This is a genomic window from Micromonospora sp. NPDC047134 (assembly GCF_040643455.1).
Lineage (GTDB): Bacteria > Actinomycetota > Actinomycetes > Mycobacteriales > Micromonosporaceae > Micromonospora.
In genome coordinates this window covers 125,881-137,629 of the sequence record NZ_JBEYUI010000017.1, presented here as the reverse complement: position 1 = coordinate 137,629, position 11,749 = coordinate 125,881, and the positions used below count along the sequence as shown (strand labels likewise).

The 11,749-nt window shown below is 70.6% G+C and carries 9 protein-coding genes and 1 pseudogene; 5 read left to right on the top strand and 5 right to left on the bottom strand.

Annotated features, from left to right (window positions below):
* The first annotated feature begins 344 nt into the window (after positions 1–344).
* Both ABZ795_RS20705 and ABZ795_RS20700 read left to right on the top strand, forming a co-directional pair.
* Positions 345–1,604, top strand: coding sequence for an Ig-like domain-containing protein (locus ABZ795_RS20705; protein WP_357531540.1), 1,260 nt, complete (start codon positions 345–347; stop codon positions 1,602–1,604).
* 265 nt (positions 1,605–1,869) lie between these two features.
* The gene (locus ABZ795_RS20700) at positions 1,870–2,214 is read left to right on the top strand and encodes an STAS domain-containing protein (protein WP_327025409.1); all 345 of its coding nucleotides are present in this window, start codon (positions 1,870–1,872) and stop codon (positions 2,212–2,214) included.
* Between the two features lie 51 nt (positions 2,215–2,265).
* On the opposite strand, the gene ABZ795_RS20695 is transcribed toward ABZ795_RS20700, so the two are convergent.
* From ABZ795_RS20695 to ABZ795_RS20685, 3 genes and pseudogenes are all read right to left on the bottom strand, one after another.
* Positions 2,266–2,646, bottom strand: a complete 381-nt coding sequence (locus ABZ795_RS20695; RefSeq protein ID WP_327025410.1) for an FKBP-type peptidyl-prolyl cis-trans isomerase — start codon at positions 2,644–2,646, stop codon at positions 2,266–2,268.
* 275 nt (positions 2,647–2,921) lie between these two features.
* On the bottom strand, positions 2,922–3,491 hold the full coding sequence (locus tag ABZ795_RS20690; RefSeq protein WP_357531539.1) for a hypothetical protein: 570 nt from the start codon (positions 3,489–3,491) through the stop codon (positions 2,922–2,924).
* A gap of 132 nt (positions 3,492–3,623) precedes the next feature.
* Positions 3,624–4,195, bottom strand: a pseudogene (locus tag ABZ795_RS20685) (helical backbone metal receptor).
* Between the two features lie 76 nt (positions 4,196–4,271).
* On the opposite strand from ABZ795_RS20685, the gene ABZ795_RS20680 reads away from it, so the two are divergent.
* Complete coding sequence (locus ABZ795_RS20680; protein WP_357531538.1) at positions 4,272–5,186, top strand: hypothetical protein; 915 nt, start codon at positions 4,272–4,274, stop codon at positions 5,184–5,186.
* 282 nt (positions 5,187–5,468) lie between these two features.
* Positions 5,469–6,719, top strand: coding sequence for a hypothetical protein (locus ABZ795_RS20675; protein WP_357531537.1), 1,251 nt, complete (start codon positions 5,469–5,471; stop codon positions 6,717–6,719).
* Positions 6,720–6,828: 109 nt separating this feature from the next.
* Here the strand turns inward: ABZ795_RS20675 and ABZ795_RS20670 are convergent, their stop codons facing one another.
* On the bottom strand, positions 6,829–7,173 hold the full coding sequence (locus ABZ795_RS20670) for an Lsr2 family protein (protein WP_357531536.1): 345 nt from the start codon (positions 7,171–7,173) through the stop codon (positions 6,829–6,831).
* A 269-nt stretch (positions 7,174–7,442) separates the two neighbouring features.
* On the opposite strand from ABZ795_RS20670, the gene lon reads away from it, so the two are divergent.
* Positions 7,443–9,764: an endopeptidase La gene (gene lon / locus ABZ795_RS20665; RefSeq protein WP_357531535.1), complete on the top strand. Its 2,322-nt coding sequence runs from the start codon at positions 7,443–7,445 to the stop codon at positions 9,762–9,764.
* A 57-nt stretch (positions 9,765–9,821) separates the two neighbouring features.
* Here the strand turns inward: lon and ABZ795_RS20660 are convergent, their stop codons facing one another.
* Positions 9,822–11,567 (bottom strand): DEAD/DEAH box helicase, encoded by a 1,746-nt coding sequence (locus tag ABZ795_RS20660; RefSeq protein ID WP_327025416.1) that lies wholly within the window; start codon positions 11,565–11,567, stop codon positions 9,822–9,824.
* Between the last annotated feature and the right edge of the window lie 182 nt (positions 11,568–11,749).

Here is an 11,749-nt window from a genome sequence, read left to right as displayed (position 1 = left end):
CCACAAGGGCAAGTAACAACCCTCACCACACCACCACCAACACACCCACACCACACCGCCAGACCACCCTGCCCACACAACGGTCAAAACACGAGTCGCGCCCGGCATCCGTACGGATGCCGGGCGCGTTCGGCGTCGGCACCGGCGTCCGGGCACGGGTGGGGACATTCCCCGCAGGCCACCCGTTGCCGCGCTGGCCGGTACTGCCGGGGCCGTTGCGGTCTGGAATTCGTAAAAGCGTCCTGGCCGCGCTTTTCGCCGCGCTTTTCTGAATGGCGAAAATGTCGCTTCCCCGTAGAGAGAATGTGGCAGAGGCCGCAGTGATAAACGGGGGGACGATCATCATGAGGTTCAGGCGGCGACTGACGCTTTTCGCGGTGACCGTCGCGGCGGCACCGCTGGCGTTGGGAGCATGTACCACTGACCGCAAGGCCGGCCAGCCCGCCGAGGCGCGAGCCAAACCGGAGGTGACCGTCACTCCGGCCGAGGGTGCCCGTGGGGTGCCGCTCAGCGGCGAGATCGGCACCGATGTCAAACACGGGCGGGTCACCTCCGTGCGCATCACCGACGACAAGGGCGGCACGGTAGAGGCCGAGCCCCGCGAGGACGGCACCGGATGGGTGCCGAACAAGGCGTTGGCACCCAAGCGCACCTACACCGCCGAGGTGATGGTGACCGGTGACTCAGGGGACACGGTCACCCGCAAGACCACTTTCACCACCGGCGAGAAATCGTCGAAACCGGCCATCACCAGCGTGCTGTATTTCGCCGGAAATCGGACGTACGGCACGGCTATGCCGGTAACGGTGGCCTTCGACCCGCCAATTCCCAAAGAGGCGAGAGCGGATGTGCAGCGCCGATTGTTCGTGAAGACGGATCCGCCGCAGCCGGGCACCTGGTCCTGGGTTGCCGACGGTAGTCAGGTCTATTACCGGGCCCCCGACTTCTGGCGCCCCGGGACGACCATCAGCGTCCGGTCGGCCCTGGAGGGCCTGCCCATCGGCAAGGAACACGTCGGTGACACGGACAAGCGGGCCACCTCGAAGATCGGCCGGCAGGTCCAGTTGGAGATCGACAACGCGACCAAGCGGATGTCGGTCTTCCAGGACGGGAAACTGCTGCGCAAGCTGCCGGTCAGTCTCGGTAAGCCGAGCACCCCGACCTCCAGCGGCAAGATGGTGATCATGGAGAAGCACGACTTCACCACCTTCGACACCCGGGGTTCCGCCGACCCGTACGTCGTCGACGTGGAGGACGCGCAGCGACTCACCTGGGGCGGTGAGTTCATCCACGGCGCACCCTGGTCGGAGGGGGACCAGGGCAACACCAACGTGTCGCACGGCTGCACGAACCTGTCGGCGGCCAACGCCGACTGGCTGATGGGCGTCACCCAGGTCGGTGACCTGGTGACCGTCAAGGGCACCGAGGTCGAACTCGGCGAGGGCAACGGCTGGACCGCCTGGAACGTCAGCTGGGATCAGTTCGCCAAGGGCAGCGCCCTGCCGGTCCCGGCCGGGCTGCAACCCACCCCGACACAGGAGCCGGATCCGGGGGCGGTGGCCGGTGGCTCGCCGGAGCCGGACCCGTCCTCCAGCGGCGGCTGAGAGGGACGCATCTCCGGGCCGGTCCGTGACGGACCGGCCCGGAGGCCGTTGCACGCCGCCGCGAACGGCCAACCACCCGGTGCTGCCGCGTGGGTCGGCGTCGGCGGGCGGTCGGGGATCGGGTCGTCGAGGCGCAGGGGTACGGACCCGGGCGGGGGATCCTCCCTAGGGTGGACCCGAGGTGCCTGCGGGTCATGCCCTGGATCTACCCGGAACCCGCTTCGCGCAGGGTGGAAGTGTCGGTGCCGGGGGATAGGTTCGACTCATGCGAGAGCGCGAGGAACGATTCCACGTCGAGACCACGGTGTCGGGCGACGTGGTGTGCGTGCGCGTGGTCGGGGTGGTCGACATCGCCACCGTCGGGGCGTTGCGGGCCGCGCTCTGGGCGGCCCCGACCCGTTCGGAACTCCGCGTGGATCTCTCCGAGGTCCGGCTGCTCTCCGCGGCCGGGGTGCGCGCCCTGCTCGCGGCCCGACTGTGGGTGCGGGCCCAGGGCGGCGAACTGGTGCTGGTGGACCCGCCACCCGTGGTGGACCGGGTGCTGCGCGCCACCGGTCTGCGCCGGGTGATCCCGATCGTCGACGCCGACCGGGTCCTCACCTCGGTGTGACCCCGCCGGGGCGTCCGGCGCCGGGCACGGGGCCGGCGCCGGACGTCGCGGTCAGCTGAGGCCGAGCAGGTCGACCACGAAGACCAGGGTCTCGTTGGGCTTGATGAGACCACCGGCGCCCCGGCTGCCGTAGCCGAGGTGCGGCGGGATGGTCAGCTTGCGCCGGCCCCCGACCCGCATCCCCACCACGCCCTGGTCCCATCCGGCGATGACCCGTCCGCCGCCGAGCGGGAACTCGAAGGCCTCGCCACGGTTCCAGGAGGCGTCGAACTCGGCACCGGTGGAGTGGGCCACCCCGACATAGTGCACCCGGGCGAGCTGACCAGGCTGGGCCTCCGGTCCCTCGCCGACGGTGATGTCCTCGATCACGAGGTCGGCCGGCGGGGCTCCCTCGATCGGACCGATCTCGGGCTTGCTCGCTGCCTGGTTCATGCGAATTCTCCTGTGACGTCGGTTTCAGTCAGCACAATCCTGCCGGATGCTACGACACCCCCTCCCACCCCCCACCCCAACCTTCCCCGCGATCTTGCACTTTCGGTCGCCGATACAGGCGCATTGCCCCGATATGCGACGACCAAAAGTGCAAGATCGGGGGGGGGGGGGGGGGGGGGGGGGGGGGGGGGGGGGGGGGGGGGGGGGGGGGGTTTGGGGGGGGGGGGGCCCCCGGGGGGGCCCCCCCCCGCCGCGTGGGGGGGAGGTGATTCAGGTCAGCGGAGCCAGCCGAAGCGCTTGACGATCGGCAGCCGGGCCCACTGGCGGCCCAGGCCCCAGGTGTCACCGGCGTTGGTCACTGCGAGCAGGGCCAGGACACCGGCGTAGATCAGGTGGTCGTCCATGAACGGGTTGGTGGTGGGTAGGGCGGCGGTCCACATCATCACCATCAGCAGCCCACCGCTCACGGCGGCGATGCGCATCCCGACGCCGAGCATCAGCGCGGTACCGATCGCGGCCAGGCCGATCATGAACAGCCAGTCCGCCCAGGCGGCGCCGGCGATGCTGTTGTAGAAGCCCTCGAACGGGCCGCTGACCCCGAAGGTCAGGAAGCCCTTGGTGGGGCTGCCACCGTTGATCCAGGCGTTCTTCGCCTCGGTGGAGAAGCCCAGACCGAACAGCTTGTCGAGGAAGGCCCAGAGGAAGATCCAGCCCAGGGCCAGGCGGAGTCCGCCGAGCAGGTAGCGGCTGGCGCGCTTGCTGGTGTTCTGCTCCCGGACGGTTGCGGCCCCGGGGGTCTTGGCGGCGGCGGTGTTCCGCTCCATCATCGCGGTCATGGTGTCCACGTCCCTTCTTCGCTTCGCACCGCTGTCCCGGTGGCATCTCTATTGGACGCCTGCCGGGTAGGTGGTGTGCAGGGCCGACCAGGCCATGACCGGGCGGGACCTTGGTCCCGGTCGGTCGGGACCTCGCGTAGCTCAGCCGGCGCCGACGACCGGGTCGGCGAGTTGACCGGCCAGCAAATCGGGAGCCTCGGCCAGCGAGGGGCCGTACCAGGTCAGATGGCGTCCGGAGACCAGGGCGCAGGGGAGGGGAGCGAAGGCCTCCGGCCCGTCGTCGCGGGTGAACCGGTACGGCTCATCCGGCAGTACGACGACGGCCGGTCCCGTCGCCCGCAGTTCCGCCAGGCTGAATCGAGGGTACCGCTGGGGGTGAGCCGAGTGCACATGGTGCACACCGAGGCGGCGTAGCACGTCCCCGGCGAAGGTGTCGCTGCCCAGCACCAACCCAGGGCCGCCGCCACACCGGCACCACGGCCCGTCGTACCCGGTCGGGCTCCGGTGGTCGGGCCCAGGCCCGGCGGCCGGCCGCCAACCATCCGGGTTCCGTGCCGGCCCCCAGCTCCCTGAGCAGGTCGGCCAGTTCGGTGAGCGCCTGGTCCACTGTGCTCGGACCGGTGGGAGCACCAGTCGGTGGCCCGGACCAGCAGGCCGGGCAGGGTCACCGCGACCGCCTCGGTCAGCGAGGGCACCAGGGAGACCACCCGCACCGGCGTACCTCCTCACCAGGCCGCCGAAAAACCCACCCTGCCGGGCCTCGGGGTGGGCCCAGGGCAGAGGACCCGCATGATCGTCATCCTAGACTCGGTCGATCGGCGGCAGGATGGGGTGGATGCGACGATGACCGGTGGCGAGGACTCCCGGCCGGCGATGATCCCGGTCGGGGCGGGACGCGGCGAGGTGCTCCTGCGCGCCGGGCGGCGGGTGTACGCCGGCCTGCGCCTCGGTGACCTGATCCGGCGGCGGCCCACCGGCCTGACCGCCAACCAGTGGAACCTCGCCGCCCGGGAACCGCTCGACCTCGTGGTCGGGGCCGCCGACGCTGACCAGGTCGAGTTCGCGGTGCAGTTCCGGCCGCCGTCGCCCGACCCGGCCGCCCGTCGCGCCGAGCGGGCCATGGCAGCGGTCACCGCCGCGGTCGGTCTGCCGGTCCTGCGGATCGTCTCGACCACCCTGAACGCGACCGAGCACGGGCCCGGCATCCTGACCTACCTGATCGACGCCCGCCGGTACGCCGAGGGTGGCGCCGGGACCGAGGTGGCCGCCGTGGGGTTCCGCGACATCATCGGCCGGCTGCCCGACGGCCGCACCGGCGCGGTCAACGACCTGGGCGCCCTGGCCCGGGCCGACGCGGTCGAGGCGTACGTGGCCCGACGGTTGGCCGACCCGATCCTGCGGGGACTGCACGTGCGGTGGACCGCCGGCCCGGCCGAGGGCTGGGCCTGGGTCGAGGTACGCCCCGGCGAGTGCCTAGTGGAACGGGTGTCGCTTGAGGTCCACCGTCTTTCCTGCGGGGTGGATCCCGCTCGCCTGGCCGAGGATCTGGCCACCCTGGCGGTCGGCGACCGGCTGCGCCGGCTGGAGGCCGACATTCCGGTTCTGGTCGATCGTGCGGAACTGCGCGATGACATTCGGCGACTGCGGGATCGCCGCGAGGAACTCGCCGACGGCTTCCCGTACGACCATCTCTGTCAGCTCTGACCTCCGTCGGTGGAACACCTCCACCGATGCTGCCGCCGCGCCCCGCGGCGAAAAAAAGTCAGCCGACTTTGAACCGGCCCCCCTGGCGGGTCCGTACCTCACCGGGAATGGACAGGATCTCCCCGACCCGCACCGACAGGCGCGGGAGACGGTGCGGAAAGGGCATCGTCGTCAGTCGACGTGCCATCGGCGCGTTCGGATGTCCGCCGGGCGTGCCACCACGATTCCGTTCGGTCCGTCGAGTCACGAATCAGGTACCGGATCGAGAAGGAGAGCAATTCGATGCGCAGGTCCCCCCGGTCGCGCCGACCATCCGGTAACACGCGGACGAAGCGACTGCTGGCCGTCGGTGCCACGCTCGCCGTATTCGGCGGGGTGGTCGCCGTTACCCAGATCTCATCGGCCGGTGACCGACGGCCGAACAAGCAGCCCCGTCCGGTGGCGGCCGAGTGCGTCGCCCCGATTCCGGGCGCCACCGCGCCGGCCGCCCGTGGTGCCACCACCACCCGCACCTTCCAGAATGGCCGATGGGTGACCAATCACTGGGGTGACGGACAGCAGACCATCGAGGAGTGCCAGGAGACCCGCAACGGCGGCGGTGCCGCCACCGGCTCCCAGGCTGTGGCCTGCCCGGACGTGGTCAGCCGGCTGCCTCAGGTGCCCGATCGGGCCCGCGCCGAGGTGGACCGGAACCTGGGCCTGTTGCAGACCCAGATCACCGAGGCCGACCAGCGACTCGCCGCCGAGGGCAACAAGGGGCAGGGCTTCATCAACAACGCCATCCTGGGTCCGCTGGCCAGCAAGCGGCGGGCCACCCTGGACCGGATCACCATCGCCATCGACCGGTTCGGTCCGCGTCCGCGCGGCCTGGCGGATCTGGCCAAATGCCAGGTGCGGCCGGTGAACAACAACAACGGCGGAAACAATGGGAATCCCAACAACGGGGGTGGCAACAACAACGGGGGCAACCCGAACAACGGCAACAACGGCCTCCAGGTGCTGGCGAACAACTGCAACAACAGCCGGTTGCAGCCACACGACGGCTTCCAGAACGGCAACCGTTGCATCAGCACCGCCTTCGGTGAGGTCGGCTCCGCGGCCAACAACCCGTCGCTGCTGATCACCGAGTTTCCCCAGCAGATCAACCGTAACCAGGGCTTCGCCATCCGGGTGAGCACCCGTAACCTGGTCCGGGACCGCTTCCTGCCGGCCGGGCAGGGCGGCTACTACCTGGAGAGTTCCCTGCTCAACGGCGAGGGGCTGACCCGGGGGCACTTCCACACCGCGTGCCGGATGTTGAACAACACGAACGAGGCGCCCGCCCCCGATCCGGTGCCGGCCTTCTTCGTCGCTACCGAGGACGGTGGCGGCGGCCGCCAGCCGGACAGCGTGGTCATTCAGATTCCGGGTCTGCCGGAATCGGGTATCGCCCAGTGCGCGGTCTGGGCCGGTGACGGATCGCACCGGATCCCGATGGCGGAGCGGGCGAACCAGACCCCGGCCTTCGACGCGGTACGGATTCAGGTGAACTGATGTCGTGAGTTGACTCGCAACGACCAGGGCCGCCCGGGAGGACTCCTCCGGGCGGCCCTGGTGGTCGGGGGAAATATCGCACGTTGCGAGTTGCGCAGGCGAGCGTCGTTCAGCGGTTCTTGTACGCCTCGACCACCTCGACCGGGATGCGACCCCGCTCGGAAATCTTGTATCCGTTGCTGACCGCCCATTCGCGGATGGCGCGGTTCTGCTCCCGGTTCATTCCGGGAGTCGCCGGGCCGGTGGCACGACGAACGGTGCGGCCGAGGTCGGTGCCCCGCCCGAGCCTGCGTCCGGCATTGATAAACGGATCCAACGCCTTGCGCAGGACTCCCGCGTTCTCGTCGGAGACATCGATGGTGTACGCCACGCCATCAAGACTGAACTCGAGCGTTCGGTCGGCTTTACCGCCGTCGAGGTCGTCGGTAAGCACCGTGATTACTTTTCTCGCCATCGTTGACTACTCCCTGTGTGTGGCGGGGTGTGGTCAAAGTTTGACGTATGCGCCGCCAATTGCGCAACAAACGCACGCCCTGCTGCGGGTGGCGTTTTGCGCTTCAATGAAATCCCGAATAGGTCACCTTGCTTGCAGAGGTGGCGCAGGGTCCCCCTCCGGGGAGGTCACGTAAGACCGTTCCGGTGTTCTGGATCACATCGAGGAACAATGAGGGTTCTTCGTGACTTGAGCCTGACACGCTCAACTCATGGGATAGCAGGTGTTCGATGGCAACTCTTCCGGTACTTCCACTGACCGACGCCGTACTGCTGCCCGGCATGGTCATCCCGGTGACCCTCGACCCGACCACCCAGGCCGCGGTCGACGCGGCCCGTGCCACCGGTGACCACCGGCTGCTGGCCGTGCCCCGCCTGGACGGCGAGTACGGTTCCGTCGGCGCGATCGCCACCATCGAGAAGGTCGGCCGGCTGCCCAGCGGCGAGCCGGCCGCCGTGATCCGCGGCATCGCCCGCGCCCGCATCGGCACCGGGGTACCCGGTCCCGGCGCGGCGCTCTGGGTCGAGGCGTCCGAGATCGACGAACCCGCCCCGGCCGGCCGGGCCCGGGAGCTGGCCCGCGAATACCGCGCCCTGGTCACCGCCGTGCTTCAGCAACGGGGTGCCTGGCAGGTCATCGACGCGGTGGAGCGGATGACCGACCTGTCCGAACTGGCCGACTCGGCCGGCTACGCGCCCTGGCTCAGCCTGGGGCAGAAGACCGAACTGCTGGCCGCACCGGACGTCACCGCCCGGCTGGAACTGCTCGTCGGCTGGGTCAAGGACCACCTGGCCGAGCAGGAGGTCACCGAGCAGATCAACTCCGAGGTACGCGAGGAGTTGGAGAAGACGCAGCGGGAGTTCCTGCTGCGCCAGCAGCTGGCCGCGATCCGCAAGGAACTCGGCGAGGACGCCCCGGACGGCACGGCCGACTACCGGACCTGGGTCGAGGCCGCCGACCTGCCGGAGAAGGTACGCGAGGCGGCGCTGCGCGAGGTCGGCAAGCTGGAACGGGCCAGCGACGCCTCCCCGGAGGCGGGCTGGATCCGTACCTGGCTCGACACGGTGTTGGAGATGCCGTGGAGCACCCGTACCGAGGACAACACCGACCTGACCGCGGCGCGGGCCGTGCTGGACGCCGACCACGCCGGTCTGTCCGATGTGAAGGACCGCATTCTGGAATACCTGGCGGTACGCAACCGGCGGGCCGAGCGGGACCTCGGGGTGGTCGGTGGCCGGGGTTCCGGGGCGGTGCTGGCCCTGACCGGTCCGCCCGGGGTCGGCAAGACCAGCCTCGGCGAGTCGGTGGCCAGGGCGCTCGGCCGCAGGTTCGTCCGGGTCTCCCTGGGCGGGGTCCGCGATGAGGCGGAGATCCGGGGACACCGGCGTACCTACGTCGGCGCGTTGCCCGGCCGGATCGTGCGGGCGTTGCGCGAGGCCGGCTCGATGAACCCGGTGGTGCTGCTCGACGAGGTCGACAAGCTCTCCGCCGGGTACGCGGGCGATCCGGCCGCCGCCCTGCTGGAGGTGCTCGACCCGGCCCAGAACCACACCTTCCGGGATCACTACCTGGAGGTCGACCTGGACCTGTCCGACGTGCTGTTCCTGGCCACCGCCAACGTGGTGGAGGCCATCCCCGGCCCGCTGCTGGACCGGATGGAACTGGTCACCCTGGACGGCTACACGGAACAGGAGAAGGTCGCCATCGCCCGGGATCATCTGCTGCCCCGGCAGCGGGAACGGGCCGGGTTGACCGCCGAGGAGGTGGAGGTGGATTCCGCCGCGCTGGGTCGCATCGCGGGGGAGTACACCCGGGAGGCCGGCGTACGGCAGCTCGAACGGGCTCTGGCGAAGATCATGCGCAAGGTCGCGGTGACCCTGACCGTCGAGCCCGCCCCGGTCCGGATCGGTGTCGACGACCTGGTCCGCTACCTCGGTCGGCCCAAGCACACGCCGGAGTCGGCGCAGCGTACGGCGGTGCCGGGGGTGGCCACCGGCCTGGCGGTCACCGGCGCCGGGGGAGACGTGCTGTTCATCGAGGCGACCAGCATGGAGGGCGAGCCGGGACTGACCCTCACCGGTCAACTCGGCGAGGTGATGAAGGAGTCCGCGCACATCGCCCTGTCCTACCTGCGGGCCAACGGTCGCCGCCTGGGCCTGGATCCCAACGCCCTGGCCGGGCGGCGGATCCACCTGCACGTCCCGGCGGGTGCGGTGCCCAAGGACGGCCCCAGCGCGGGCATCACCATGGTCACCGCCCTGGCCTCACTGGCCAGCGGCCGGCCGGTACGCCCCGAGTTCGGGATGACCGGCGAGGTGACCCTCTCCGGCCGGGTGCTGCCCATCGGCGGGGTCAAGCAGAAGCTGCTGGCCGCCCACCGGGCCGGCCTGACCGAGGTGATCATCCCGGCCCGCAACGAGCCGGACCTCGACGACCTGCCCACCGAGGTACGCGAGGCGCTGACCGTGCACACCCTGGCCGATGTCGCCGACGTCCTGGCCCTGGCGCTGCGCCCGGCCGAGGCCGACACCCGCACGCTCACCCTCGCCTGAGGTAAGGAAAGGGTCCCCTGCCAACGCACGGCAGGGGACCCTTTCCTGAGTTGTGGGTCAGCGGCGGTCCCGGCGGTCGCCGTCGTACCGCCGCTCTGCACCGCCCCCGTCGCCGCCGTCCCGGTCGCGGCGTACGGTGGCCTTGCGGCCCTTGATGGTGCTGTTGCGCAGCCCGGCGATCACCTCGTCGGCGACGGCGACCGGCACCTCGACCAGGGAGAACCGGTCGGCGATCTCGATGGAGCCGATGTCGCGGCCCCGGATGCCGGTCTCCCCGGTGATCGCACCCACCAGGTCCTGCGGACGCACCCCGGCCCGCCGGCCCAGGCCGATGAAGACCTGGGTGGTGCCGGTGGTGCGGGGCCTCGACGGACGGCGGTCGCCCCGGCCGTCGGCCCCGGGCCGGGTCTCCCGGGGGGCGCGGACCGCCACCTGGGGGATCTCCTCCGCGGCCTCCTCGGTGCCCGGCAGGGTGGCTTCGTGGGCCAGCTTCACCGCGGCCAGCGCCACCTCCATCAGATCGAACTCGTCGCTGAGCGATTCGACGATCACCCGGAACGGGTCGAGGTCGTCCTCCAGCAGGCTCTCCCGCAGCGCCGCCTGGGTCAGCTCCAGCCGGCGGGTACGCAGGTCCGCCACCGTCGGGATCTTGTCGATGGTGATCCGCTGCCCGGTGACCCGCTCGATGGTCTTGAGCATCCGGTGTTCCCGGGGTTCGGCCAGGGTGATCGCCACCCCTTCCCGCCCGGCCCGGCCGACCCGGCCGATGCGGTGCACGTACGACTCCGGGGCCGAGGGCACGTCGTAGTTGACCACGTGGCTGAGCTGCTCGACGTCCAGACCACGGGCCGCAACGTCGGTGGCGACCAGCAGGTCGGCGGTGCCGCCGCGGAGCCGGCCCATCACCCGGTCGCGCTGTTCCTGGCTCATCCCGCCGTGCAGCGCCTCGGCCCGGTACCCGCGCCCGTTCATGGTCTCGGTGAGCCGGTCGACCTCCTCCCGGCTGCGGCAGAACACGATCGCCGCGGTCGGTGATTCGACGTCCAGCACCCGGCCCAGGGCCGCCGGCTTGTGCGCCCGGGCCACCAGGTACGCGCTCTGGCGTACCCGGGGGGCCTCCCCGGCCAGCGGCTGCTCCCGGGCGATGAGGATGCGGACCGGGTCGGTCAGGTGGGCGCGGGCCATCCCGTCGATGCGGGCCGGCATCGTGGCCGAGAACAGCACCGTCTGCCGCTGCTCGGGGGCGTGCTCCAGGATCGCCTCGATGTCTTCGGCGAAACCCATGTCGAGCATCTCGTCGGCCTCGTCCAGCACCACCGTGGCCAGGTTGCCCAGCCGCAGGGTGCCCCGGGCGATGTGGTCCAACGCCCGGCCCGGGGTGGCCACCACCACGTCGACCCCGTTGTCCAGGGCGCGCAACTGCCGGCCGATCGGCTGGCCGCCGTAGATCGGCAGCACCCGGGCCCCGAGATCCTTGCCGTAGCGGTGGAAGGCCTCGGAGACCTGCACGGCAAGTTCCCGGGTCGGCACCAGCACCAGGGCGACCGGGTCGCCGGTGGGTCGCTCGTCGGGCATCCGTTGCAGCAGCGGAAGGGCGAACGCGGCCGTCTTGCCGGTGCCCGTGGCGGCCTGCCCGAGCAGGTCCCGACCGGCCAGCAGCGGGCCGATGGCCTCCCGCTGGATCGGCGTGGGCTCCTCGTAGCCGAGCGCGGAGAGCGCGGCGAGCAGTTCGGAACGCAGGCCAAGGTCCGCGAAGGCGGGCGGTTCGGTGGACGGGTCCGGCAGTACGGGCGTGGAACTCATGGGTCAAGTTTTTCATTACCACTGCGGGCGCACTGCGGCGACCACCGCAACACCGGCAACGACCAGTGGCGATAAGGCCGCTCCACACCCCTTCAGGGAAGATAGGAGGATTGTTCGGACTCATCCCGGTACGTGTGGTTAGTGTCGGCGACAGGCGAACCCTTCACCGGGAGAGAGGACCC